This window comes from Candidatus Palauibacter sp. (assembly GCF_965208055.1).
GTDB lineage: Bacteria > Gemmatimonadota > Gemmatimonadetes > Palauibacterales > Palauibacteraceae > Palauibacter.
Map to the genome: position 1 here is coordinate 2,671,744 of NZ_CBDBNY010000004.1, position 25,070 is coordinate 2,696,813.

Here is a 25,070-nt window from a genome sequence, read left to right on the forward strand (position 1 = left end):
CGCCCCGGGCGCCCTCGAGGATCTCCGAGGCGGGAACATGCTGAACGGGAGGCGGCGTGGAGATCAAACGCGACCGGATGGTCCACCTCGGATACGCGAAGTACTGGCGCTCCGACCAGATCGTGGGACTGCTCCCGATCGAGGAAGACCGGGGACCCGGCAGGCGGACGGAGGTTTTCGTCGCCAGCAGGCCCGAGCCCGTCACCGCGTCTCGATCCGAGGCTTCCATCCTTCGGGACATGGCGTCGCTCCCGGACGAAGCCCGGGTCGCCGAGGCCGGCTCCATCGCCGAGGATCTCGTGGGCGCGCTGCGCGACCTGTCGCCCGTACTCAAGCGGATGCTGAAGAACGAAGAGGGGTTCGACGTCGAGTACTGGGCCGGCAGACTCCGCCGGGTCATGGAATCGGATGATGACGGGCAGGAGGATCTCTTCGGCTGAGCCGCGGATCGTGGCCGCCGCTGTGGCCACCGCCGTGGTCGCCATGGCGACGCTCTGCTTCGCGTCCGGGACCGGAGCCCAGGAAATCCCCGCAGCGTCGGCCGCGGCTCCGCAGGCCGGGGTCTCCGATGGTTGGAACTCCGAGGCGGCCCTTCCCCTCATCGAGCGCGCGATCGAAGCGCGGCGGCACGCCTGGGCCGACAGTTCTCTCGAACGATTTCGGGCCGACGTGCAGGGGCACGTCTACTACCTCGGCGACATCCTCGGGGAACGGCACGTCATCCGGGCGGACCAGCTCGCGCTGGATGTCCGCTGGCAGAACCCGGACCGGACGATGCAGACGATCGTCGGGCGCCGACACGAACGCCGGCTGCCGACGACCATCCATTATCACCTCGACCATCTCTTTCTCGTCCTCGACAACTTCGGGGATCGGATCCGGCTCGGAGACGGCCTCGAGATCCGGAACGTCCTTCATCCGGCGGGGGCGGGCGCGCGCGAGTTCTACGAATACCGGCTCGCGGACTCGCTCGAGATCCGGCTCCGCGACCGAACCGCCCGGGTCTTCGAGTTGGAGGTCCGTCCGCGGGACCGCACCGCCGCGGGCGCGGTGGGGTCGCTCTTCGTCGAACGGGAGACGGGGGCCATCGCGCGCATGCGGCTCACGTTCACCCCCGCCGCCTATCGCGATCCGCAGATCGTGCGGCTCGTCGTCGACCTGCGCTCGGCGCTGTGGGGAGGCCGTTACTGGCTGCCCGACGAGCAGGAGGTCGAGATCACACGCTCGCTGCCCTGGTTCGACTTCCCGCTCGAGACGCTCATCCGGACCCGCCTCCGCGTCCTCGACTACGAATTCGACGAGGAGGCGCTCTTCAGCCTCGGCCCCGGCCAGCTCATCTACAGCTATCGCGAGGAGGAACTGGCCCGCTTCGATGCATGGGAAGACCCGCTCTACGGGGGGCCCATCGAGGCGGGAGGCGCCGACGGCGATCCGGAGGCGGCGGTCGCGAAGGCCCGCGAGCTTCTGCGGCGGCAGACGCTGCTCGGGGGCCGACGCTGGCAACTCGCGCTTCCGAACGCATCGGGGGGGATCCGGGCGCGGCGTTCCGAGGGCCTGTTCATCGGGGCCGGCGGCGCCTACCGGCCGAACGATCTCACGCGGGTGTCGTTCGGGGGCGGCCACGCGATCGGGGCGGCGCGGCCTCAGGCGAACCTCGGACTGCGGCGCCGGCTGGGAGGGGTCGACGTCGAGGTCGACGGCTGGCTCAGGGCTCATCGCGATGCGGGACCGATTGCGGCCGCGGGGGTGCTGCGCACGCTCGCGCTCCTCGCCGAGGGAGAGGACTACGAGGACCCCTACCTCGCCACCGGCGGACGGATCGGGATCGCGCGCCGCGGCGGCCCCGTGCGCTGGCGCGTGGGCGCGTCCTTCGAGAGACACGAGCGGGCGGATCTCGTCGTCGGGACCGAACTGTTCGGCGATCGGCCGCTTCGCCCCGTGCGTCCCGTTGACGAGGGGGACCTCGCACGGCTCGATGCGGGCCTGACGGTCGACCTCGCGAGCGGCCCGGGCGCGCGCTGGGGGCTGGAACTCGCGGGCGAAGCGGCGGCGAGCGGCGTCGGGAACTTCGGCTACACGCGCGCCACGGTCGCGCTGCGGGCCGCCCGCGGCGGCTCGGACGGCGCGTGGGACTGGGCGAGTGGCGTGGAATTCGGTCTCGCCGGCGGGGAATTGCCGGCCCAGCGGCTCTTTCTGCTCGGCGGACGCGGTTCGCTGCCCGGCTACGAGTTTCGCGGCTGGGGCGGGGACCGCTTGGTACTGTGGCGCGCCGAGGTGTCCCGCGCCATCGCCTCACCCTGGGTGCGGTTGCGCGCCGTCGGCGCCATCGGCTGGGCCGGACTCGGGAGCGCAGGGGAGGACGCCGCCCGCCGCTTCGGCGTGAGCGGAAGCGAGGGGCTCCGCGCCTCGGCCGGACTGGGCCTGGGCCTTTTCTACGACATCCTGCGCCTCGACCTCATGCGCGGCCTGCGCGGCGATCCATCGCCGGCTCGGAGCGAAGGGAACTGGGTCCTCCTCCTTTCCGTGGACCCCCGATTCCTCAGGATCCTGTGACGCCCGCGCCGGGAGCGTGGCCGGAGTCTTGTTTCCCCGGTCGGGCGATGTAAGGATTCACCGTGGATCGTTGTGTCTCCCGCTCCCTGCTTGAGGTTCGCCCATGAGTGACGCCGAGATCACGACCGAGACGCCAACCGGTCATTCCCGAAGGACGTTCATCAAGGGGGTCATCGCGACCGGCGCGGTGGTCTCCTCCTCCAGTCACCTCTTCCGGGCCCGGAGCCTGTCGGCCAGCGCCGCGGTGCGGGCGTCGATGCCCCGCATGATTTCGCTGAACGTGAACGGCGTGTCGCGTTCGGTGGATGTCATGCCGCAGGAGACGCTGGCGATGACGCTCCGCTACAAGCTCGGGCTCACCGGCACGAAGCTCGGGTGCGACCGCGCGGAGTGCGGCGCCTGCACGGTGCTCATCGACGGGGTCTCGCACTACGCGTGCTCGATGCTGACGAACGTGGTGCGCGACCGGTCGGTGACGACGATCGAGGGGCTCGAGGGCGCGGACGGCACGCTGCACCCCGTGCAGCAGGCGGTGATCGACGAGGGCGGATTCCAGTGCGCCTTCTGCGCGCCCGGCTTCATCATGAGCATGGTCGCGCTGACGAACGAGAATCCCGAGCCCACGCGCCAAGAGACGGCGGAGGCGCTCTCCGGCAATCTCTGCCGCTGCGGGGACTACAACAAAATCCTGAACTCCGCCATGCGTGCCGCCGAGTACGCGCGGCGCACGGTGTGAGGGGAGGACGGTCATGGCGCTAATCGGACAGGACATTTCGCCGCCGGATCTGCGCGCGAAAGTCACGGGACGAGCCAAGTACGCGGAGGACTTCCGGGCGGAGGGCATGGTGTTCGCCAAGCTCCTCCTCAGCCCCATGCCGCACGCGCGCGTGCGCAGCGTGGACGCGAGCCGCGCGCTCGCGATGCCCGGGGTGCTCGGGATCCTGCGGGCGAGCGAGGTCAACCAGCCCGACGCACCGGGCGAAGCCGCGCTCACGGATGAGCCGAAGTACGTGGGCGAGCCGATCCTCGCGCTGGCGGCGGTCGACGAGACGACGGCGGCGGACGCGATCGAGGCGATCGACATCGACCTCGAGCCGCTCCCGTTCGCGATCGACCCGCTCGACAGCCTGCGGCCCGGCGGCCCGAACGCCCGCCTCGAGGGCAACGTCATGCGCTTCGGGGAGAACGGGCGCGAACTCGTGTCCCTCAAGTGGCCGCAGGCCGAGTTCGACGCGGCCGAGGCCGAAGGCCGGCTGCCGATGGGCGAGCCGACGGACGAGTGGACGCACGGCGACCTCGACGCGGCATTCGCCGACGCGGACTACGTCCTCGAGGACACGATCGTACACCAGTCGCTCACCCACCATCCGATGGAGCCGCGCAGCTCCATGGCGTACTGGGAGGACGGCCGCTGCTACCTGTACGGGTCCACGCAGAGCACGCAACGCACCCACCAGGCGCTGGCGGGGCAGCTGGGCCTCGATCCGGAGGATGTCGTCTTCGTGGGTCAGTACTGCGGCGGCGGGTTCGGCTCCAAGATCGCCGGCGCCACGATCTACCAGGCCACCGCGCTCCTCGCGAGGAAGATCCAGCGGCCGGTGATGATGCGGATCAACCGCTACGAGGAGAACTACATCGGCCGTGCCCGCCCGGGTTTCCAGGCCTGGACGAAGATGGGCTTCCGGAACGATGGGAAGATCACTGCGGTCGACCTCTACATCGTCCAGGACCACGGGCCCTACGGGCGGTCGGGCGACTACAACACCGCGGGCGCCGTGACGGACCTCATGTACCAGCCCGATGCGATGCGGTTCCGCGGCCTCACGCTTTACACGAACACCCCGCCCCGGGCGGCGCAGCGGGCGCCGGGCGGCGCGCAGATCGTCGCCATGCTCGAGCCGCTCGTCGACAAGGCGGCGCGCGAACTGGGGATCGACCGGGTGGAGATCCGCAAGATCAACGCCCCAACGCACGATTCGGAGTTCGGGCCGCAGCGGGCGACGACCACGAGCGCCTTCGTGCGCGAGGCGATCGATGTGGGCGCGGCGCAGTTCGACTGGGCCGGGAAGCAGGCGCTCAGCGGACAGCGGAACGGGACGAAGGTCACGGGCGTGGGCGTCGGCGTGAGCCCGTACGTCGGCGGCTCGTCGGGTTTCGACGGGCTCCTCCTCATTCGCCCCGACGGGACGCTGTACATCCACCAGGGGATCGGGAACCTCGGCACACACTCCATGGCGGACACGGCCCGCGCCGCGGCGGACGAACTCGGTCTCGAGTGGGACGACTGCGCGGTCATCTGGGGCGACAGCTCGCAGCACCATCCATACAGCTCGGTGCAGGCGGGGAGCCAGACGATCCACGCGCACACGCGCGCGAACTACGCCGCCGCGCTCGACATGAAGCGGAAGCTGCAGGAGGTCGCGGCCGCCGCGCTGGGCGGTGCGGCGAGCGCATACCGGGTCGGTGGCGCGCGCGTGACCGGGCCGGGGGGCTCCATGAGCTTCGCGCAGGCTTCGGAGCGCGCCATCGCCATGGGCGGCGAATACTCCGGCGAGGAGTTGCCGGAGGACATCAACGACTACACGCGGGCTTCGGCCGCGCAACTCGCGGGCCAGGGCCTCATGGGCGTCGCCCGGGACAACTTCTCGCACGAGGGTTCGACCTGGTCGTGGGTCGTGGGCTTCGCGGTCGTCGAACTCGACACCGAGACGGGCGACGTGCGGCTCGTCGATTACACCGGATCGGCCGACTGCGGGATCGTCGTGCACCCGCGCAGCCTCGCGGCGCAGATCCACGGCGGCAGCGTGCAGGGCTTCGGGCAGGCGCGCAGCCAGAAGTGGGTGTATGACCCGAAGTGGGGCGTGCCCTTCGCTCACCGGCTCTACACCGCAAGACCTCCCGGCATCCTCGACGTGCCGCTCAGCATGGACTGGGCGGCAGCGGGCGAGCCGGACCCGCAGACGCCGATCGGCGCCAAGGGGATCGGAGAGCCGCCGGTCGGGGCCGGGTCCGCCGCGGTCACCTCCGCGATCGCGGACGCGCTCGGCGGGCGCTGCCTGTGCCGGATCCCGCTGACGACGGACGTGATCCTGGCCGAACTCGAGGGCCGGGCGCAGCCGCACGCACTCACCGAGATCCACAGCTAGGGGAGATAGAACGATGGCCGTGATTCGCGACATGATGCCCGCGTTCGAGCTCTTCCAGCCGACGAGCGTGGACGAGGCGCTGGACGTGCTCGAGCGCCACGACAACACCTGGGTCCTGGCCGGCGGCCTCGACTCGATGGACTGGTTCAAGGACCGCATCAAGCGGCCCGACGTCGTCGTCGAACTGGGCTCCGTGAGCGAGCTGACCGGGATACGCGCCAGCGGAGACGGGCTCGAGATCGGCGCCATGACCTCGCTGCGGGACGTGGTGGCGAACGAGGAGGTGCGGTCGCGCTTCGGAATCCTCGCCGACGCCGCCGCCGAGGTGGCGACGCCGCAGATCCGGAACCAGGGGACGCTGGGCGGCAACCTCATCCAGGACACGCGCTGCTGGTACTACCGGGGCGGGTGGCCGTGCTACCGCGCGGGCGGGAACATCTGCTACGCGGGGACGCCGCAGTCCATGAACCGCGAGCACGCCGTGACCGGACAGAGCCGCTGCGTGGCCGTCAACGGGGCGGACACGGCCGGGGCGCTGGTCGCCCTCGGCGCGCAGATGATGGTGCGCAGTTCGGGCGGCGAGCGCGTGTACGAGGCCGAGGACTTCTTCGTCGGCCCGGAGATCGACATCCAGCGCATGACCGTGCTGGAGCCGGGAGACCTCCTGACGCACGTGCGCATCCCCGGCGACTGGGCGGGCGCGCGCTTCTACTGGGAGAAGGTCCGCGACCGGAAGTCGTGGGACTGGGCGCTGGCCAGCGTGGCCGCCGCGATCGTGGAGTCGAACGGCACGATCGAGCGCGCCCGGATCGCGATCAACGGGGTGGCCCCGACGCCCGTGCGGCTGACCGATGTCGAGCGCCTCGTACAGGGGATGCCGGCGGACGACGACACCGGCATGGCGGCCGGCGAACTCGCCACGCGCGGCTTCAAGCCGCTGCGCCACAACGACTACAAGGTGCCGCTCGCGCGGAATCTCGTCCGGCGCGCGGTGCGGGGAGACATGGCCTAAATGGAGATCCTCAGAACGGCGCCGAATCCCTGGGGCCAGGAGGTACTCGTCGGCGTCGCCTGGGATCTGCTCTGGGCCGCCGCCATTGCCGGCTTCGTGTTCGTGGTCGGACACCATCTGTACGTCTGGATCATGGCGCCCAAGGCTCCGAAGAGCGCGTCGGAGGCGGCTCCCGAGGTGCCCGAGCGCGTGGAGCGCCACTCACAGGCGTCCCGGACGTTCCACTGGCTCATGGCGGCGACCATGCTCACGCTGCTCGTCACGGCGTTCTTCCCCGTGATCGGCGTCCAGTTCGCCTGGGTCACCATCCACTGGATCGCCGGCGTCGTCCTCACCCTCCTCATCATCTACCACATCATCCACGCGACGACGAAACAGGACTTCTGGTCCGTGTGGACCGGGACGAAGGAACTCGGGCAGGCGTTCCAGGCGATCGGGAAGTTCCTGCGACGCGAGCCGGCCAAGGAGGAGCGGTCCGGGAAGTACCCCCTGGACCAGCGCGCCTACCACAACGCCGTGACGCTCGTCTCGGGCGGGGTGATCGTCACGGGGATCCTCATGATGGTGGGGGTCGACACCTGGTTCTGGGCGAGCAATCCGTACTTCCTCGGCGACTCCACGTGGGGGCTCGTGTTCGTCATGCACGGGCTGTGCGGGGTCGGGCTCGTCACGATGGTCATCGCCCACGTTTACTTCGCCATCCGGCCCGAGAAGCGCTGGATGACCCGCTCCATGATCAAGGGCTGGATCACGCGCGAGGAATACCTCGAGCACTACGATCCGGACCTCTGGAAGCTGGGGACGGAGCCCGCCGGGGCCGAGTCGGCCGGAGGGAGCGCGTCGTCCGCGGATCCCGACGGGGTCGTGCCCGCTTGAGCCGCGACGAGCTGAAGGCTCACATCGAGGTCCTCGAAAAGGCGTACGAGTTCTTCCTCTCCTACGCCGCGCTCGGCGCCGAGCAGGAGGAAGCCTCGAAGGTCGGCGGCCAGTTGCGGGAATACCTGAGCCGAACGGATGCCGCGCTCCGGGCGCTGGCGAACGACCTTGGCGGCCTCGTCGCGGCGGAGGGACTCGAGCCGGCCGGCGCCTACGGAGAGATGATCGACGTCACGTCCGCGGACGCCGCCCGGGCCGGGGCCGCCGTGCGGCTCGTCCTCACCCAGGAGACGATCAGCTCGCAGTTGATCGACAACCTCAACGCCTCGTCCCACCTGAGGGCGCTCCTCACCGACCTCTTCCTCCTCGACGACGTCGTCTGACGGCTGCTGATCGCAGCAATTGCTGCGCACTCGCCCGCGCGCTGGATGCCGAAAAGCGACGCCGCGGCCGGTCGCTCAACCAGACCGTCATCGATCTCCTCCGCCAGAGCCTCGGGGTCGGGAGACGGAGGTCCAACGGCCTCGCGCGGTTCGCCGGCGACTGGACCGAGGAGGAGTACCGGGAATTCAAGGAAGCGACGAGGGTGTTCGAGGAAATCGACGAGGAGATGTGGCGGTGACTCGCTACTGCCTCGTGAATCGCCGCCTGGCTATGCGTCCGTGCGCGTGAAGGTGAAGGTGCCGATGGGTTCGTCGGAGAAGGGATTCACGCCCCGCAGGCTGTGAATCGGTTCCCTCGGCTGCGTATCGTCGTTGGCCGAATTGTAGGAAGGCCCGCTGTCCGTCCCCGCGTCGTAGGGGTAGAGGACCACCTCGAGTTCCTCGATCCAGTTTCCCGCGGCATCCCGCAGCGAAAGCCCCGACACGCCCACGAACCAGTCCGGGCTCGGGGCGATCATCGTGACCAGGGTGACCAGCGGGAAGTCCTCGCGAAGCGTGACCGCCTGGATCGTCCTGGCGCCGGGGCTGCGGATCCCGGACCCGTTGACGACCGCGAGCGCGTTGTCCGGGATTTCGGCCTGAATCTCATTCGTCAGAGCACTCGTGCTTCCGGTTTCCGCCATGCTCTCGATCCCCGGCGTGGCGGCGCCCTCCGGTGCCCAGAAGGTCGCGTCTTCGTCGTGCACGGCGCCGATCAGCGGCGAGAAGTGGGCTCCCCCAGGGAAGTTGGTCGGGTGCGTCGACGCGCTCCACGTCGCCTCGAAGACCACGCGGTACGTCGCCGTGGTCGCCGCAGCCGGCGGCGGCTCGGGCTCCGGCTCCGGGTCGGGCCTCGGCGCCGGTTCGGTCCCGGCGCCGCCGCACGCGAGCGTGGCTGCGAGGACGGTCGCGAGCGAGGGCCGCCGGATCGGGGCGTTCAGGAGCATTTCTTCAGGCGCGGGCGTGCCAGGCGGCGAGGACCTCGGCTTCCAGTTCGGCGGGAAGGCCGGCCACGGGGGCGGCGCGGCGCTCCTCGGGGAGCGAGTTCCACCATTCGACGGTGTCGCGGGCGGTGTCGGCGAGCGGGCGGAAGGTGAGCCCGGCCTGCATGGCGGCTGCCACCGAGACCTGGTTCATCCCCACCGTCTCCCCTTCGGGCGGCGTCCAGTTCGTCATGTGGCCCCATGGCGCCACCTCGTGCTCCTGCATGAACTCGGTCGACACCCAGGTGAAGGTGGCGTCGGAGCCGAGCGCGCCGCGAATCTCCTCCAGCATGTCGCCGAACTGCTGCACTTCGCCCGTGGCGTTGTACGTGCCTCCGTTCCCGGGGCCCTCGACGAGGCGCACGATCCACTCGGAGAGGTCGCGGGCGTCGACGTTCTGCACCGGATCGGCGGGGGTGTTCGGGGCCAGGACCTCGCCGCCGCGGTCGACCCGCACCGGCCAGTAGGTCCAGCGATCCGTGTTGTCTCCGGGCCCGATGATGAGCCCCGGGCGCACGATGATCGCGTTCTCCCCGAACGCCTCGCGCGCGTACGCCTCGCAGCGCGCCTTCCTCGGTCCGTATCCTCCGTCGTCTTCGGCCTCGTCCGGCGACAACTGCCCGACGTGGTAGTCCTCATCGATCCCGACCGTGGCGAAGTCGGCGTAGGCGGAGATGGACGAGACGAAAAGGTAGCGGTCGACCTGGTCGCGCAGGAGTTCCGCGGTCGAGGCGACCCAGCTCGGGTAGGAGGCGGAGTTGTCGATGACGGCGTCCCACTCCCGACCCTCGAGCGCGGACAGGTCGCTCGTCCGGTCGCCGATCAGGTGTTCGACGCGCTCGAAGTAGTCGTGATAGAAGGGCGGTTCGGTCTGCCCGCGCGTGAAGATCGAGATCTCGTGTCCCCGGTCGATCGCGTACTTCACCTGGTGAGGGCCAATGAAACGGGTCCCGCCCAGGATGAGGATGCGGAGGGGCCGGTCGGCGGCGCCCGCGCAGGCGGCGGAGCCGAAGGCGCCGAGTACGCCGAGCGCGCCACCGGCGCGGGCGGATGTCTGCACGAACTCTCGGCGGGTCTGGTTCCATGTCATCGTGATCTGCCCTTTCCTGTGCTTTCCTGCCTGTGCTTTCCTGCCTGTGCTTTCCCCTGCTGTCTTCCGTCATCTCTCTTCGGGGCGCGGCCCGGACCAGCCGTATGCGTGCGCGACGGTGATCGCGACCTCGGCCGCAAGCTCGCCCCCCGAGTCGGAGTTCGTCATCACGAAGACGCCGTCGTCCCCCTCGATGTACGCCGCGAACGTGCAGCGGAACCCCTGGTTCGAGCCGCCGTGCCGAAAACGTTCGCCGTCCTCGGAGATCGCGGGGCCCAACCCCCAGTCGTCCGCGTCGGGCGTCAGCATCTCGCGGGCGAGCGCCTCTCCCAGCACGAGATCCGACTCGCCCCTCCACGCGCGCTGCATCTCGCGGGCGTAGAGCGCGAGTTCGCTCGGCGTCGTCCACAGGCCGGCGGCCGCCTGTTCGGGATAGGTGTGCCACCCGCCCGGGACGCGCTCGCCGTCCGCCCGGTAGCCCGTCGCGATGTCGTCCTGCCGCTCGGGCGGGATCGGCTGCTCGTACGTCGAGCGCGACATCCCGATCGGGTCGAGGACTTCCTCTCGCATGACGGTGGCGAACGGCGCGCCGTGGACATCCGCCACGAGTTGCTGCATCACGGTGTATCCGCCGCCGGAGTAGCGCCAACTCTCCCCCGGCGCCTTGTAGACGCGCACGGGGTCCGTGTTGCCGCGGCCATCGAGGACGCCCGGTCCGTCCGGCGCCCCCTCGTCCGGACCGTACCCGGGGAAGCCCCACACGGTGAGGCCGGCCCGGTGCGTGAGAAGCCCCCGCAGGGTGACGGGCGCCCCCTCGGTGAACTCGTTTCCCGGCACTCGCCAACGCTTGAGATGGGCGTTGACGTCGCCATCGAGGTCGACGCGGCCCGATTCCACGAGCCGCAGGGCCGCGAGCGCCGCCACGGGCTTCGAGATGGACGCGGCCTGGAACAGCGTGTTCGGCGTCACGGGCCGGCCCGATTCGACGTCGGCGAGCCCGTAGCCGCGGGCCCAGGCGATCTCGCCGTCGACGAGGACGGCCACGCTGACGCCGGGCACGCCCAGTTCGGCCATGCGGTCGGCGAGCGAGGGTCGCGCGACGGGCTCGCCGCGAGTCGTGACGGTCGGCAGCAGCGCCGACTCGACGAGCGCCCGCGGGGATCCGTCCGCGGCCCCCTCCGGCAAGGATCGGTCGGGCGTGGACGGCGGCGCGCACGCGAGCGCGGACATCGTCCAGGCACCGAGGGCGGTGCGGGCGATGAGGGCGGTGCGGGCTGCGTTCACGGTCCCTTCCCGAATTTGCAGTCGTACCAACTGCGGCCGATGCCGAGATCGACGCGCAGGGGGACCGTCAGTTCGATGGCTCCCTCCATCTCTTCGCGCACGATCCGGCCGATGGCTTCAACCTCGTTCTCCGGGGCCTCGATGAGCAACTCGTCGTGCACCTGCAGCAGCATGCGGGCCTCGGTTCCCGCGAGACGTGCGTGCAGGCGGATCATCGACACCTTGATGAGGTCCGCCGCGGATCCCTGGATGGGAGAGTTCGTCGCGGTCCGTTCGCCGTAGCCGCGAATCCCGGGGTTCCTGGATCGGATCTCGGGGATGTACCGCCGACGCCCGAACAGCGTCTCGACGTAGTTCCGGTCCCGCGCCACTTCCTTCATCTCCTCGAGGTAGGCCGCGACGCCCGCGAACCTCTCGAAGTATCCGGCGATGAACTCGCCCGCCTGCGTCCGTGAGATGCCGAGTTGCTGGGCGAGCGCGAACGGGCCCTGGCCGTAGATGGTCGCGAAGTTGATCGTCTTCGCCTGCTCGCGCATGGTCGGCGTCACGTCATCCGCCTCGACCCCGAAGATCCGGGCCGCGGTCTCCCGGTGGATGTCGCGCTCCGCCCGGAACGCTTCCACGAACGCCTCATCCCCGGAGAGGTGGGCCATCACCCGGAGTTCGATCTGCGAGTAGTCCGCCCCCACGAACCGGTGGCCGGGGGCGGCGACGAACCCCTTCCGGATCTCGCGCCCCAGGGCGCGCCGGATCGGGATGTTCTGGAGGTTCGGGTCCGAGGAGGAGAGTCGGCCCGTCGCGGCGACGGTCTGGTTGAAGCGGGTGTGGATGCGCCCCTCGGCGTCGATCAGCCTCGGGAGCACGCTCACGTACGTGCCGTCCAGCTTGTCGAGTTCCCGGTGTTCGAGGATGAGGCGCGGAAGGTCGTGACCCATGGCCGCGAGTTGTTCGAGCACCGACTCGTCCGTCGAGGGGCCGGTCTTCGTCTTCTTGAGGACGGGCAGCGCGAGCTGGTCGAAGAGCAGCGCCCGCATCTGCGGCACGGAGCGGAGGTTGACCTCGGTCCCGGCGATCTTGTGGATCTCCGAGCGCACGGCGTCGAGGTCGCGGCGCAGGCGGGCCCGGAGGTCACCGAAGAAGTCGAGGTCGATCGCGATGCCGGCCCGCTCCATGCTCGCGAGGACCGCGACGAGCGGCATCTCGACCTCGCGGAAGAGGCGGCCCATGCCCGTGCGCACGAGGTCGGCCTCGTCGACCCTCGCGAGGCGGTGCAGGAGGGCGGCGCGGGGCCCGGCCCACTCGGCGGCTCGCGCGGGCTCGACCGATGCCAGCGGGAGACGGTTCCGTCCCGTGCCCGTGATCGCGTCGCCCGTCTCGAGCGCGACCCCCAGGCGATCGGGGCCGAGGGTGGAGAGGGCGCGGTCGCGGCGGGCCGGATCCAGGCAGTAGGAGGAGATCCGCGTGTCGAACGCGCCGTCGTCGTCGAGCCCCCCCAACTCGACGCCGTGCCGGCGCAGGAGCTGGGCGGCATACTTGAGATCGTGCCCGAGTTTCGGCGTGTCCGAGGCCAGCAGTTCGCGCAGGCTTCGCATGCCGGACGACGTCAGCTCCGGCAGGCCGACGGTCTCGCCCGCATCGAAGGCGAGCGTCGGGTTCCCCGCCGCATCGTGCTGGACTTCCGGGGCCCGGTGTCCGAGGGGCAGGTAGAAGGCGCGGTCCTCGGAGGCGGCGAGCGCCAGGCCGACGAGGTCGGCGCTCAGCGGGTCGTCCGAACTGCCGGCCGCGAACAGCCCGATCCGCGGCCCTCCGGCGCATGCGGCCAGCACGTCACCCAGCCCGTCCGTGTCGGCCACAACGTCCACCCGTGGCGCGAAGCGCTCGGCTTCGGTCGCCGGAGCCTCCAGTTCCCTGAGCAGGTTGTGGAACTCCAGATCGCGGAAAACGGTCGCCGCCTTTTCGGCGTCCAGCGTCCGGGACCGGAGGCTGTCGAGATCCAGGCTCACGGGCGCATCGGTCCGGATCGTCACCAGCTGCCGGGAGCGCCGCGCGTCATCCGCATGCTTGAGGAGCGCGTTGCGGGCCCGCGCGGCCGTGATCTCTTCCGCGCGCGTCAGGATCGACTCGAGGTCGCCGAACTGCCGGATGAGGGCGGGCGCCGTCTTCTTCCCGATGCCGGGCACGCCGGGGACGTTGTCCGACGAGTCGCCGAGGAGCGCCAGGAAGTCGGTCACGCGCTCCGGCGGCACGCCGAGCCGCTCCTCCGCATTGTCCGGCGTGACCCACACCTGCTCCACGCCGGCGGGCCCGCCGCGGCCCGGGTTGAGCAACGCGGTGCGATCGTCCACGAGCTGATGGAAGTCCTTGTCTCCGGAGACGATGACGGTGTTCAGACCGCGGCTTGCGGCCTCCTGGGCGAGGGTCCCGATCACGTCGTCCGCCTCCCACCCGTCCGCCTCGATGACGGGCACCCGGAAGGCGTCGAAGACCTCCCGGCACCTGGGGAGGGATGCTCGGAGTTCGTCGGGCATCTTTTCTCGCGTGGCCTTGTATTCCGGGTAGATGTCGGTGCGGAAGCTGTCGCCGGCATCGAACGCGACGCCGAGATAGTCGGGTGCGTGATCGCCGATCAGCCGCATGAGGAAGCGGGCGATGCCGTAGGGAGCCGACGTGTTCTCGCCGCTCGAGGTGGTGAGCGGCCGGTTGATCATGGCGAAGAACGCGCGGTAGATGAGCGCGTAACCGTCGAGCAGGAAGAGCGACGGACCCGCGGCGTGTGAGGGCTTCACCATGCGTGGCGCCGCCGCACGGCGTTCACGGGCTGTCGGCGATGGTCAACATGGCATCTATGTATGGCCGGGGGGCGGTCCGTGGCAAAGCCCGGTGACAACCCGCTGACAACCCGCAGACAAAAAAAACGCCCCGCCGGGCGGGGCGGGGCGCGTGAAGCTCCGGCTGTGGCGTCCGGTCAGGTGGTGCGCACGACGCGGGTCGCATGCAGGCCCTTCTCGCCCTGCGTGAACTCGTAGTCCACTTCCATCCCTTCCACGAGCGTCTTGTACCCGTCCATATCGATGGAAGAATAGTGCACGAAGACGTCAGCGCCGCCGTCGGGCTGCTCGATGAAACCGTACCCCTTGGAGTCGTTGAACCACTTTACCGTACCTGATGGCATCCTGCCTCCTGCGAACCTCGGTGATGGGTGTTGCGGGCGCGTCGCGCGGCTGGCCGTGCATCGTTTTTCGCTCCGCCGGACATGAGAGAAAACCTATGCTATGGGAGCGATTTGGATGCGTCAACACGTCGCCGGGGACGGCCGTTTCAGGGCTTCGAGGCGCCCAGGTCCGGGTACAGGAAGCGGTAGATTTCGGCGAGTTCCGTGACCGCACGCACGTACTCGCGCGTCTCCCGGTAGGGGATCCGCTCGACCAGTTCCTCATCATCCGAGAACTCGGGAAAGTCGCGCCAGCGCACGTAGCGATGGGGGCCGGCATTGTAGGAGATCATCCCCGCGATGTCGAAGCCATCGAAGCGGCCGAGCACTTCCGACAGATACCGGGTTCCGAGCCTCAGGTTGACCTGGGGGACCGTGAGCTGGTGACGGCGGTAACCGGCGAGTCCGGCTCGAGAGGAGACGTCGCGGGCCGTCTCCGGCAGCAGTTGCATGAGACCGATGGCATTCGCCACGGAACGGATCTCGGGATCGAACATCGACTCGCGACGCGAGAGTCCGGCGACGAAGTGGGGCGAGAGTCCGTTCCGCTGGGCCGCGGCGACGAGGGCCTCGCGGAACGGAAGCGGATAGATCGCTTCGAGCAGCGGCCGGGTCCAGCGGCCGCGAATGGCCTGCGCGCGCCACCCCTCGCGAATTCCCTCCCGCGTCCATTCCGCCGCGTTCAGGGCGTGCGCGAACGCGAGGATCGCGCCGTAAGTGGACGGTCCGCGCTCTCTGGCCCGGCGGTACTCCCGGCGTGCCCGCTCGGGCCACCCCACCTCCCGCAGCGTGTTCATGCGCCGGAGCGCGGTCGCGTGGATGGGGTCGAGGTCGGGCAACGGCTCCGCTTCCCCAAGCCCGACCGCGGCCAGGCGATCCGCACCGGTGCGGGGCTCCGCGAGGATGGCGTAGTAGTCGAGCGGGTTGTACCGGAGGGCGCGGGCGTAGAACGCGCTCGCGGCCTGGGTGTCGCCCAGCGCCTCCGCCACCTTGCCGCTCCAGTAGATGGCGCCCTGGGCCCACCCGCCCTCCGGGTAGCGCTCACGGTATTCGGCGAGGAGCGCGCGCGCCTCCGGGTAACGGCCCTCGTGATACGCGAGGAGGGCGAGCCGCTCCAGCGACCGCGATCCGTAGCTCGCTTCCGGGAACGCGCGGTAGGAGCGCTCGAAGCCCTCCGCCGCGATGTCCGCGCGGCCCGCGTCGTGCTCGAGGTCCGCGAGCAGGTAGGCGGCGCGGGCGGCGACATCCCCGGAGCCGCGCGCCGCCGTCTCGTGAGCCGTCGCGGCGTCGCCGTCGCGTCCGAGCGCACGGTAGATGCTGGTGGCGAGCATCCACAGCGACGCCCGGGGTGCGGTGACGGAAGCGGGATCCGCGGTCCACGGGGCCAGCGTCTCCGCCGCCCGCCCGGGAGCGCCCAGTGCCATGTACGCCGAAGCGAGCGATTCGGCGATGCTCGGGCGCTCGGCCGCGGGTGCGAGCTCGAGCGCCTCCGAGAGATAGCCGGCGCCGCGGGAGTGACGGCCGGCGCGGGTGTCGGAGCGCCCGACATCCCGCAGCGTCCGCCACGACCGCGTGAGCGCGAGGAGCGCCGGTCCTGTCTCCGGCGTCTGGAGGCCTCTCGCGATCGCGTCCGCGAAGGCCGACGCCGCCGAGACGGAATCCCCGGTCGCCAGGTAGTGTGGCCCGAGGTGCCGGGCGGCGAGGATGTTCCGGACGCCCCTGCCGGCGCGGCTCGCGAGCGCGGCCCCGCGTGCGGGGTCATCGAGCTCGAAGGCGAGGCGGGCCGCCGGGAGAAGCGCGGAATCCGCGGGTACGCGCGCCTCGTGTACGATCGAGTCGGCGAGGGCGAAGGCGTCCCGGTCCTCGGCCTCGGCCAGGGCGTAGAGGCGCGAGAGCCGCAGCCACGGAGCGAACTCGGGGTGTTCGTGCTCGGCGAGGGCGAGCTGGTCCCGGGCTTCGAACCACTGGTAGCGCCGGTAGGACACGCGGGCGAACTCCACCCGCGCGGCCAGCGGAGGCGTCCCGTCGACCGCGCCCAGATACGCGCGATAGTGCGCCGCGGACCGGGTCACGCTGTCGAGCCCCGCGTACGCTCGAGCCCGGAGGAGCATGGCCTGCGCCCGCGCGGCCGGGGTCGAGCCGCCTTCCCGCTCCGAGAGGAGGCCCAGCACGGAGACCCATGCCCGCTGCTGCGCGAAGGCCTGCGCCGCCAGCAGCACGACCTCGTCCCCCCGCGCCTCGCCCGCGGCGAGTTCGCGCGCGAGCAGCGCCGATGCCGACACGGGCATCCGGACATCGAGGAGGCGCCGCGCCCGCTCCAGCACAGCGGGATCTGCCGTCGCGGCCGCGGCGTCGCCGGGGTTGGGGGGCCGTGCCGCGTTCCCGGCCTGCGCGCCAAGCGCGGACGCCAGGACGAGCGTCAGCAGCGACCCCAGCCCGGGACCGCGTACCCAATGAGAGTGCACATGCACAGGAAGGCCTCCTTCCCACGTCGTCCCCACCCCATTCACGCCGGACCCGCCCTGCGGGCCCGACACCGAACTTCGATCCTCCGGTGGCCCCGATGCAAGCGGAGGGGCAGGCGGAGGGGGCAGGCGGAAGGCCGCCCGGGGCCCATACAAGAACGGCCCGCCGAGATGGCGGGCCGCTTGTTCGGAACCTCTTGTGTGCCGCGAACGCCGCGGCGACCGGCTCCTTTTCGAGCTGGTCCTAGCTGCCCACGCGCTCGTGCAGCGCGTCGATGAGACGCTGGGCGCTCTCTTCCATGTCGATCACGAGGCGGTCGATCTTCGTCACGAAGTAGTTGTGGAAGATGTTGATCGGAATCGCGATCGTGAGACCGGTGGCGGTGGTGATGAGCGCGACCTTGATCCCGCCGGCGACCAGCGTCGCCTCCACTTCGCCCGCGATCTCGATCGCCTGGAAGGCCATGATCATCCCGATCACGGTTCCGAGGAAGCCGAGGAGCGGAGCGACGTTCGACAGCGTCGCCAGCCACACGAGACCCTTTTCGAGCCCCGCGACTTCGATGGCGCCGGCGTTCTCCACCGCCTGCGTCGCGCGCTCGGTCCCTTCGTTGTAGCGGGAGAGCCCGGCACTGAGGACGTTCCCGGCCGGAGCCCCGGACTCGGTGCAGACTTCGAGCGCCTCCTCGAGGTGGCCGGAGGCGATCTGTGCGTCGGCTTCCCGGAGAACGTTCTTGTTCTTGCCGCCCTTCAACTGCAGGTCGACGAGCTTCCAGACGATGATGAGGATCCCGATGGCCAGCGCGGCGCCGAGCGGCCACATCATCCACCCGCCGGCTTCCCAGATCTCCGCGAGATTGAGCGACTGACCCTCACCCAGCGTCAGTGTCTCCTGCAACCAGAGTGTGGACGCGATCAAGGTGGGCCTCCCGGTAAGGTTGATCAATTTGACTGACTCGCAGCGTCCGCGCGGAAGCGCTTGAGCACGAGCGAAACCAAGCTAGAAGCGGTCTGCGGGACCGTCAAGCGGTAGGGCAAGGTCGTTCCCGGAGCCAGAGCCACGCGCGGGAGCGGTGGATGCGCTCGTAGCGGGCGGCAAGGCGGATCAGAGCCGGGGAGGTCGCGGTCCCCCCGGAAGCGCCCGTCGCGGCGGGGCCGGGCGCACCGAAAGCGCCGGCCACGCGGTCCGCGAGGCGCTCGACGATGAGGCGAGGATCGGGCGCCGGGTCCAGCAATTCGTTCAGGCCGATCGCCGGTCCCTTCCCGGAGACCCCCGCCACGGCGCCCTCGTCCGGCCCGACGTCGCCTCCGCCCAGGTCCCCGAGGCGCTGCCTGTCCTCGAGGAGGATGGACCCGTGCTGAAGCACGCCCCCGCGGCGGCGGCACTGCGCGCTGCCGACGAGCTTGCGGCCCCGCGCGGTGAGTTCTCCCGGGGCGGGATCGCGAAAGCAGCTCGCGGCGGAGATCCGGAAGGCCTCCGCGAGACTCGCCTCCGCCGCGTCGCCCCCGACCGTGTCGAGGGGGACACCCAGGGAGCGCAGCCCCTCGCCCAGCGCGCGGTGCACAGTCTGCAGGACGGTCCGGGGCCCGCCCCACGCCCGGGCCGGACAGGCGAAGGCGTACGTGATCTCCGGTCCATGGAAGACGGATCGGCCACCCGTCGGCCGCCGAACGGCATCGACGCCCGGGCGAAGTTCGTCGGGAGCGCGCCCGAGCAGCCGGTCCGGCGCCGCCTGATGCCGGCCGAGCGACAGACACCAGGGCTCCCAGCCATAGAAGCGGAGGAGCGTCGAACCGTCCGCGGCGAGTTCGAGCATCGCCTCGTCCACGGCCATGTTGCGGGCGCCGTCCGCCACGGCCCAGGGGAGAACGATGCAGGGAAGCCCCCCGGGCCGGACACGCGCGCGCCGCGCGGTCACAACTCCAGAGCCTCTCCGGGCTCGAGGATCACGACATCGGCGGCATCGCCCACGGCGTCCGTGAAGCGCGCCGGATCGACGTCGATCAACTCCCAGGTGCCGTAGTGGTTCGGCACGGCGATGCGGGGTTCGATCATCTTTATCGCGCGCGCGGCGTCCTCCGGGCCCATCGTGAAGTTGTCTCCGATCGGCACCAGCGCCACATCCACTTCCCCGTTCAGAAGCTCCATGTCGCGCGTGAGCGCCGTATCTCCGGCGTGGTAGACGCGCGTGCCGTCCACGGTGAGGAGGATGCCGGCCGGAGTCGTCGTATACGCCTCGGCGCCCGGCGCGTCGATCTTCCCGCCGTGGATCGCCGGGGTGAGCTTGACGCGCCCGAACGGGAACTCGTGGGCGCCGCCGATGTGCATGGCATGGGCGTTCCCGTGGCCCTGCACCTCCCCGGCGTACGACACGATCTCGTAGGTGGCGATGAGCTTCGCGTTCGTCGCCTGGAGGATGTCCCAGGTGTCCGCGATGTGGTCGCCGTGCCCGTGCGTGAGGAGGAGATAGTCGAGGCGGTCGGTGAAGTGTTCCGGTCCGACGTCCGCCACCGGATTCCCGGTCAGAAACGGGTCGATGAGGATCCGCGTTCCGTCCGCCGTCTCGATCTCGTAGCAGCTCTGGCCGTGAAAGACGAGCCGTGCCATCCGCTTCCTCCTGGTCCCGTAGCTGGTCCCGTGCCGGTCCCGTGCGCCTATACCGCCGCCGTGTCGGCGATCTCGTTTTCGTAGCTCTCGATCGGCGGACATGCGCAGATGAGGTTCCGGTCTCCGTACGCGTTGTTCACGCGGCGCACGGGCGGCCAGAACTTCCACTCCCGGGTCGACGGCGCCGGCCAGGCCGCTTCGCGACGCGTGTAGGCGTGGTCCCATGCGTCGGCCGTGACCATCTCCGCGGTGTGCGGCGCGTTCTTCAGCGGATTGTCCTTTGCGTCCAGCGTCCCGTCCGCAATCCTTCCGATCTCCTCCCGAATCGAGATCAGCGCGTCGACGAGTCGGTCCAGTTCCCGCTTCGACTCGCTCTCGGTGGGCTCGATCATGATCGTGCCCGCCACCGGGAAGGACATCGTGGGCGCGTGGAATCCGTAGTCCATGAGTCGCTTCGCGACATCCTCGTCCGTCACGCCCGTCCCCCGCCTGAGCGGACGCAGATCGAGGATGAACTCGTGCGCGACCCGCCCGTGCTCGCCGCGATAGAGCACCTCGAAGTGCTCGCTCAGAAGGCTGGCCATGTAGTTGGCGTTGAGCACGGCCGCCTCGGTTGCGGCGCGCACGCCGTCCCGGCCGAGCATGGCGATGTAGGCCCATGAGATGAGGAGAATCGAGGCGCTCCCCCACGGCGCCGCCGAGACCGGCGGGATCGCGGCTTCGCCGCCCACGTCGACGAGCGGGTGCCCCGGCAGGTACGGCGCGAGTTCGTCGGTCACGCAGATCGGACCCATCCCCGGGCCCCCGCCGCCGTGCGGAATCGCAAATGTCTTGTGGAGGTTGATGTGGATGACGTCGGCGCCGTAGTCGCCCGGCCGGCAGAGGCCGACCTGGGCGTTGAGGTTGGCGCCATCGAGGTATACGAGTCCGCCGTGCTCATGGACGATGTCCGTGACCTCGCGGATGGCCGACTCGAACACGCCGTGGGTGGACGGATACGTGATCATCGTCGCCGCGAGCCGGTCGGCATGTTTCTCCGCCTTGGCGCGCAGATCGTCGACGTCGATGTTCCCGTTCCGGTCGCAGCGGACGACGACGACCTTCATCCCGGCCATCACCGCGCTCGCCGGGTTCGTCCCGTGCGCCGACGAAGGGATGAGGCACACGTCCCGGTGTCCTTCGCCCCGGTGCGCGTGCCGGGCCGCGATCACGAGGAGGCCGGTGTACTCCCCCTGTGCCCCCGAGTTCGGCTGCAGCGAGCAGGCGGGCAGTCCGCTCATCTCGCACAGCCACCGTTCCAGGTCGTCGAACAGGCGCCGATAGCCCCCGGCCTGGTCCACGGGGGCGAACGGGTGCAGGGATCCGAACTCCGGCCAGGTGACGGGGATCATCTCGGATGTCGCGTTGAGCTTCATCGTGCACGATCCGAGCGGGATCATGCTCGTGTTCAGCGACAGGTCCCGGGTTTCGAGCTTGTGGATGTACCGCAGCATCTCGGTCTCGGAATGATACCGGTTGAAGACCGGGTGCTCGAGAACCCTCGAGGTGCGCGCGAGTTCCGCCGGATAGACGGGCTCCGGAATGTCCGCGACGACGTCCGCGGCGCGGAGTCCCGGTCCCTCCTCGCCCCCCTCGGCCCCGCCACCCCCGAAGACCGCGAACAGGTCATCGAGGTCCTCGCCCCGCACCGTCTCATCGAGCGCGATCCCGACGGTCCCATCCTCGAAGTCCCGCAGGTTGATGCCGCGCTCGCGCGCCCTGTCGAGAATGTCGGCGGAGGTGAAGCCGGAGGGGATGACCTGCAGGGTATCGAAGAACTGCTCGTGAACGATGGTGTGGCCGAGTCGGTCGAGTCCGCGGGCGAGGGCCCACGTCAGCTTGCGGACGCGGGTCGCGATGGCGCGGATACCCTCCGGCCCGTGATACACGGCGTACATCCCGGCCATAATCGCGAGCAGCACCTGCGCGGTGCAGATGTTCGAGGTCGCCTTCTCTCGCCGAATGTGCTGCTCCCGCGTCTGAAGGGCCATCCGGAGCGCGGGATTCCCGTCCGCGTCGACCGAAACGCCGATGATCCGCCCCGGCAGCTTGCGCTTGAAGGCGTCCGTGGCCGCGAGGTAGGCGGCGTGCGGCCCGCCGTAACCCATGGGCACGCCGAACCGCTGAGAGTTGCCGACGGCGATGTCCGCGCCGAACTCGCCCGGCGGCACGAGCAGCGCGAGGGCGAGCAGATCGGCTGCGACCACGACTCCGGCCCCGTGCTCGTGAAGGGCGTCGCAGAGACCCCGGTAGTCGAAAACCGCGCCCTCCGTGGTCGGGTACTGCAGCAGCGCGCCGAAGGCGTCGTCCGGATCGTGGGCGGCGACGTCGCCGTGCTGGAAGAGCCGCACGTGGATTCCGAGCGGCCGGGCGCGGCCGCGGACGACGGCGACGGTCTGGGGGTGGCAGGCCTCGGATACGAGAAAGACGTTCCGGTCGTCGCTCCCCTTGCTGCCCCAGAGCATGAGCATCGCTTCCGCCGCGGCGGTTCCCTCGTCCAGGAGCGAGGCGTTCGCGATCGGAAGCCCCGTGAGGTCGATGACCATCGTCTGGAAGTTGAGCAGGGCCTCGAGGCGCCCCTGGGAGATCTCGGCCTGGTAGGGCGTATACTGTGTATACCAGCCGGGGTTCTCAAGGATGTTCCGGAGGATGACGCCGGGCGTCAGCGTCCCGTGGTACCCCAGCCCGAGGTAGGACCGGAAGGGGCGGTTGAGACGGGCGAGTTCCCCCGCGCGGTCAAGAAGCCTCCGCTCGGTGACCGCTTCGGGGAGGTCGAGGTCGCGACCCAGGCGGATCGGTTCAGGTACGGTCTCCTCGACAAGCTCGCTCAGGGTCGTCGCGCCCGTCACCTCCAGCATCGGCTCGATATCCGCGGGCGCCAGGCCTATGTGGCGCCCGGCGAACTCGCCGAACGGCTCCATTTCCAACTGCATGTTCAGGAGCGGGCCGTCAGATCTCGTCCGCGTCGGCGACGAGAGCGGCGTACTGTTCGGCAGTGAGGAGGTCGTCGAAGTCTTCGGGCGCTTCGAGCTCGAGCCGGATCATCCATCCTTCACCGTAGGTATCGCTGTTGACGAGACCGGGGTCGGCCTCCAGAGCGTCGTTCACCGCCACGATCGTTCCCGCCGCGGGGCAGAAGAGTTCGGAGACGGTCTTCACGGCCTCGACGGTCCCGAAGGCCTCCATCTGTCCGAACTCTTCGCCGGGCGCGGGGAGTTCGACGTAGACCACATCGCCCAGTTCGCCCTGGGCGTAGTCCGTGACCCCGATCAAGACCTCGCCGTCGACATCGGTTTCCCGCACGTACTCGTGCTCGGGCGTGTATCTGAGGTCTTCCGGAATGTCCGACATGCGTACCTTGCCTTGCTTCGGATCGAACGTCTCTGGGCTGGCGGCGTGGAGACTATACCCGAGCCGCGAGCCGGGCGTCAAGCAACCCGGCGCTAGTCGCCGGAAGCGAGTCTTCGCCGGGCCTTGCGGTCCTTTCTGATCCGCTTCCGCGCGTCCCTCGCGCTCTCGCCCGGGTGTCGCTCGACGACGTCGACGCCTCCCATGCAAACGAGACCGGTGAGGCGGATGACCGGGGCGTCCGGGGCCGGCGGCGTGTCGCGTTCCGGCGTGCTCACGCCCCCCATCAGCGCGATGCCGCCCCACTCGACGCGGACCCCCGGAGGAACGACGATGTCCACGCCTCCCATCAGCGCGAGGAGCCGGACCGAAACCGTCCCCGTCGCGAACGTCGCCTGCCGGAAATCGAGGTCCGTACCGCCCATCACGGCGATCGCGGTGAGCTGGCGGGGGGGGACCCAGCTTCCCTTGCGCTCCGTCGCCCCCCAGATCGAGACGATGAGGTCGTTCTCCTGGACGGGTCGCGACGGGTCCACCGGCACGGAGGGCGCCGGCGCGGGTGCGGCGACGTCCGCTGCGCCGTCCGCCGCGGGCGCGGGGACAGCGGGGACAGCGGGGACATCTGCGCGCGTCTCGCTCCGGAGCGCGGGCAGATCCTGTTCGAGCGCAACGAGTTCGGCCCGGGTGCGCGCGGCGTACGCGATGTCCAGGCGGCGTTCCAACTCCGTCGTGTTCATGGCATCGCGCGCGAAATGGGCGCAGAGACGGTCCACCGTCGCCTGCCGCTCCTCCGGCGACAACGCTCCCTGTTGGCTGTCCCTCATCTTCTCCTCGCCGTCTGGCCGGCCTGATTCTCACGCAAGGTGGCAGGGTGAGCAACAGCTCGAGCAACGCGAAAAACTTGAAAAAACTTGCAGCACGGGCGAACGGACGGCATCATGGCGTACAACAGGTGCTTTGGTGCCCTATCCGTAAACCCCTTGGAAGGAGGTGATCTAGTGTCTGAAGGATGTAGAACCGGGTCTGACTCGGCACGGGCAAGCGATCGCCTCGAGGCTGCGTAACCGGTCTTGAACCGGTGGCGCTCGAGACATGCGCCGACCTGAAAGCTGCGGTGCCTCGCCGGCGTCGCGTCGAGTCAGGTTGCGGTTGAGACAAGAGCCGGCCGCGGGCTTCACGCTCGCGGCCGGTTTCCTTTTCGCCCTTCCTCCCCTCTGAAATGTCGTTATTCAGCAAATACACCGGAGCCGGCAACGACTTCGTGATCGTGCGCGGTGAAGAACTGGGGCTCCGGGATGCGGGGGCTCTGGCCGCCGCGCTGTGCCCCCGCGCGACGGGTGTCGGCGTGGACGGCCTGATCACGGTCCGAAGCTTGAGCGAAGACGTCGTCCGCCTCCGGTTCTTCAATCGCGACGGCTCCGAGTTCTCCACCTGCGGGAACGGTTCGCGGTGCGCGGCGCGCTACGCGGTGGACCGGGGGCTCGTGCCCCCCGAACACGTCCTCGTGACGGACGACGGTGAGATCCTGGCGCGGGTACGGGAGGACGGCGTGGCCCTCGAATACGCGCTCGATGCCCGCGTGGAACGCGAGTTGCGCGCGCGGGTCGGGACCCGGAAGCGGGAACGCGACGCGTGGCTGGTGCGGATGGGGACGGCGCACCTCGTGATCCCCGTCCGGTCGGTGGACGTGGAGGATTTCGACGATCTCTGCCGGCCCCTGCGGTGGCGAGAAGATGTCGGTCGGGGAGGGGCGAACGTGCACCTTGTCGCCCGCGACGGAGAGACGGCGGTCATCCGTACCTTCGAACGGGGCGTGGAGGCGGAGACGCTCGCCTGCGGCAGCGGGTGCATGGCGGCTGCGTTCGCGCTCCGGGCGGCGGGCGAGGCGGGGGACCGGGTCGAGTTCCTCGCTCGGTCCGGGGCCCGGTTGACGGTGGAGTTCATCGAGGCGGAGCGCATCCGCCTCACCGGACCGGCGGTGTTCATCTTCGATGGCGTCTTCCCCGAAGCCACGCGCTGACCCGGACGCGCCC

Annotated in this window: 20 protein-coding genes; 8 read left to right on the plus strand and 12 right to left on the minus strand. The window is 69.9% G+C overall.

All coding sequences use genetic code 11. From position 1 onward, the window contains the following. The first annotated feature begins 56 nt into the window (after nt 1–56). The 7 genes from ACOGXI_RS11860 to ACOGXI_RS11890 all read left to right on the plus strand — a co-directional run bounded on the left by ACOGXI_RS11860 (nt 57) and on the right by ACOGXI_RS11890 (nt 7,970). Nucleotides 57–440, plus strand: coding sequence for a hypothetical protein (locus ACOGXI_RS11860; RefSeq protein ID WP_310755015.1), 384 nt, complete (start codon nt 57–59; stop codon nt 438–440). Then, entirely contained in the window at nt 412–2,553 is a 2,142-nt protein-coding gene (locus ACOGXI_RS11865) for a hypothetical protein (protein WP_419939055.1), read from the plus strand. The genes ACOGXI_RS11860 and ACOGXI_RS11865 overlap by 29 nt, the downstream gene beginning before the upstream one ends. A 103-nt stretch (nt 2,554–2,656) precedes the next feature. Beyond that, nucleotides 2,657–3,289, plus strand: a complete 633-nt coding sequence (locus ACOGXI_RS11870; RefSeq protein WP_419939056.1) for a (2Fe-2S)-binding protein — start codon at nt 2,657–2,659, stop codon at nt 3,287–3,289. Between the two features lie 13 nt (nt 3,290–3,302). Continuing rightward, nucleotides 3,303–5,699: a xanthine dehydrogenase family protein molybdopterin-binding subunit gene (locus tag ACOGXI_RS11875; RefSeq protein WP_419939057.1), complete on the plus strand. Its 2,397-nt coding sequence runs from the start codon at nt 3,303–3,305 to the stop codon at nt 5,697–5,699. Nucleotides 5,700–5,712: 13 nt separating this feature from the next. Next, the gene (locus ACOGXI_RS11880; RefSeq protein WP_419939058.1) at nt 5,713–6,711 is read left to right on the plus strand and encodes an FAD binding domain-containing protein; all 999 of its coding nucleotides are present in this window, start codon (nt 5,713–5,715) and stop codon (nt 6,709–6,711) included. Next, nucleotides 6,712–7,587, plus strand: a complete 876-nt coding sequence (locus ACOGXI_RS11885; RefSeq protein ID WP_419939059.1) for a cytochrome b/b6 domain-containing protein — start codon at nt 6,712–6,714, stop codon at nt 7,585–7,587. It begins immediately after the preceding gene. Then, the gene (locus ACOGXI_RS11890) at nt 7,584–7,970 is read left to right on the plus strand and encodes a hypothetical protein (protein WP_419939060.1); all 387 of its coding nucleotides are present in this window, start codon (nt 7,584–7,586) and stop codon (nt 7,968–7,970) included. Before ACOGXI_RS11885 ends, ACOGXI_RS11890 begins: the two co-directional genes overlap by 4 nt. Nucleotides 7,971–8,239: 269 nt before the next feature. Here the strand turns inward: ACOGXI_RS11890 and ACOGXI_RS11895 are convergent, their stop codons facing one another. The 12 genes from ACOGXI_RS11895 to ACOGXI_RS11950 all read right to left on the minus strand — a co-directional run bounded on the left by ACOGXI_RS11895 (nt 8,240) and on the right by ACOGXI_RS11950 (nt 23,861). Next, on the minus strand, nt 8,240–8,956 hold the full coding sequence (locus ACOGXI_RS11895) for a spondin domain-containing protein (RefSeq protein ID WP_419939061.1): 717 nt from the start codon (nt 8,954–8,956) through the stop codon (nt 8,240–8,242). Between the two features lie 4 nt (nt 8,957–8,960). Next, nucleotides 8,961–10,052: an NAD-dependent epimerase/dehydratase family protein gene (locus ACOGXI_RS11900; RefSeq protein ID WP_419939062.1), complete on the minus strand. Its 1,092-nt coding sequence runs from the start codon at nt 10,050–10,052 to the stop codon at nt 8,961–8,963. Between the two features lie 99 nt (nt 10,053–10,151). Next, complete coding sequence (locus ACOGXI_RS11905; protein WP_419939063.1) at nt 10,152–11,366, minus strand: serine hydrolase domain-containing protein; 1,215 nt, start codon at nt 11,364–11,366, stop codon at nt 10,152–10,154. After that, a complete protein-coding gene (polA, locus tag ACOGXI_RS11910) occupies nt 11,363–14,155 on the minus strand; it encodes a DNA polymerase I (protein ID WP_419939064.1) in 2,793 nt (930 codons plus the stop codon). Before polA ends, ACOGXI_RS11905 begins: the two co-directional genes overlap by 4 nt. A 176-nt stretch (nt 14,156–14,331) precedes the next feature. Beyond that, nucleotides 14,332–14,538: a cold-shock protein gene (locus ACOGXI_RS11915; RefSeq protein WP_419939065.1), complete on the minus strand. Its 207-nt coding sequence runs from the start codon at nt 14,536–14,538 to the stop codon at nt 14,332–14,334. Between the two features lie 146 nt (nt 14,539–14,684). Further along, entirely contained in the window at nt 14,685–17,042 is a 2,358-nt protein-coding gene (locus tag ACOGXI_RS11920; protein ID WP_419939066.1) for a transglycosylase SLT domain-containing protein, read from the minus strand. Between the two features lie 244 nt (nt 17,043–17,286). Further along, entirely contained in the window at nt 17,287–17,961 is a 675-nt protein-coding gene (locus tag ACOGXI_RS11925; protein ID WP_419939067.1) for a MotA/TolQ/ExbB proton channel family protein, read from the minus strand. A gap of 103 nt (nt 17,962–18,064) precedes the next feature. Beyond that, on the minus strand, nt 18,065–18,961 hold the full coding sequence (locus ACOGXI_RS11930; RefSeq protein ID WP_419939068.1) for a lipoate--protein ligase family protein: 897 nt from the start codon (nt 18,959–18,961) through the stop codon (nt 18,065–18,067). Beyond that, a complete protein-coding gene (locus ACOGXI_RS11935) occupies nt 18,958–19,650 on the minus strand; it encodes a metal-dependent hydrolase (RefSeq protein ID WP_419939069.1) in 693 nt (230 codons plus the stop codon). The genes ACOGXI_RS11930 and ACOGXI_RS11935 overlap by 4 nt, the downstream gene beginning before the upstream one ends. 47 nt (nt 19,651–19,697) lie before the next feature. Further along, nucleotides 19,698–22,622: an aminomethyl-transferring glycine dehydrogenase gene (gcvP, locus tag ACOGXI_RS11940; RefSeq protein ID WP_419939070.1), complete on the minus strand. Its 2,925-nt coding sequence runs from the start codon at nt 22,620–22,622 to the stop codon at nt 19,698–19,700. A 16-nt stretch (nt 22,623–22,638) separates the two neighbouring features. Next, nucleotides 22,639–23,040 carry a glycine cleavage system protein GcvH gene (gene gcvH, locus ACOGXI_RS11945; protein WP_419939071.1) on the minus strand — a complete coding sequence of 134 codons (402 nt, stop codon included), beginning with the start codon at nt 23,038–23,040 and terminating at the stop codon, nt 22,639–22,641. Between the two features lie 92 nt (nt 23,041–23,132). Further along, nucleotides 23,133–23,861, minus strand: a complete 729-nt coding sequence (locus tag ACOGXI_RS11950) for a DUF1707 SHOCT-like domain-containing protein (protein WP_419939072.1) — start codon at nt 23,859–23,861, stop codon at nt 23,133–23,135. Nucleotides 23,862–24,256: 395 nt separating this feature from the next. Here ACOGXI_RS11950 and dapF point away from each other — a divergent pair, with 395 nt between their 5' ends. Continuing rightward, the gene (gene dapF, locus ACOGXI_RS11955) at nt 24,257–25,057 is read left to right on the plus strand and encodes a diaminopimelate epimerase (RefSeq protein ID WP_419939073.1); all 801 of its coding nucleotides are present in this window, start codon (nt 24,257–24,259) and stop codon (nt 25,055–25,057) included. The last annotated feature ends 13 nt before the right edge of the window (nt 25,058–25,070 follow it).

What these genes read in the sequence shown, in the direction of transcription:
- polA (WP_419939064.1), bottom strand. Translation starts at nt 14,155, where the DNA reads ATGGTGAAGCCCTCACACGCCGCGGGTCCGTCGCTCTTCCTGCTCGAC.
- dapF (WP_419939073.1), top strand. Translation starts at nt 24,257, where the DNA reads ATGTCGTTATTCAGCAAATACACCGGAGCCGGCAACGACTTCGTGATC.
- ACOGXI_RS11935 (WP_419939069.1), bottom strand. Translation starts at nt 19,650, where the DNA reads ATGGCACGGCTCGTCTTTCACGGCCAGAGCTGCTACGAGATCGAGACG.
- ACOGXI_RS11885 (WP_419939059.1), top strand. Translation starts at nt 6,712, where the DNA reads ATGGAGATCCTCAGAACGGCGCCGAATCCCTGGGGCCAGGAGGTACTC.
- ACOGXI_RS11865 (WP_419939055.1), top strand. Translation starts at nt 412, where the DNA reads ATGACGGGCAGGAGGATCTCTTCGGCTGAGCCGCGGATCGTGGCCGCC.
- ACOGXI_RS11895 (WP_419939061.1), bottom strand. Translation starts at nt 8,956, where the DNA reads ATGCTCCTGAACGCCCCGATCCGGCGGCCCTCGCTCGCGACCGTCCTC.
- ACOGXI_RS11875 (WP_419939057.1), top strand. Translation starts at nt 3,303, where the DNA reads ATGGCGCTAATCGGACAGGACATTTCGCCGCCGGATCTGCGCGCGAAA.
- ACOGXI_RS11880 (WP_419939058.1), top strand. Translation starts at nt 5,713, where the DNA reads ATGGCCGTGATTCGCGACATGATGCCCGCGTTCGAGCTCTTCCAGCCG.
- gcvP (WP_419939070.1), bottom strand. Translation starts at nt 22,622, where the DNA reads ATGCAGTTGGAAATGGAGCCGTTCGGCGAGTTCGCCGGGCGCCACATA.
- gcvH (WP_419939071.1), bottom strand. Translation starts at nt 23,040, where the DNA reads ATGTCGGACATTCCGGAAGACCTCAGATACACGCCCGAGCACGAGTAC.
- ACOGXI_RS11870 (WP_419939056.1), top strand. Translation starts at nt 2,657, where the DNA reads ATGAGTGACGCCGAGATCACGACCGAGACGCCAACCGGTCATTCCCGA.
- ACOGXI_RS11950 (WP_419939072.1), bottom strand. Translation starts at nt 23,861, where the DNA reads ATGAGGGACAGCCAACAGGGAGCGTTGTCGCCGGAGGAGCGGCAGGCG.
- ACOGXI_RS11915 (WP_419939065.1), bottom strand. Translation starts at nt 14,538, where the DNA reads ATGCCATCAGGTACGGTAAAGTGGTTCAACGACTCCAAGGGGTACGGT.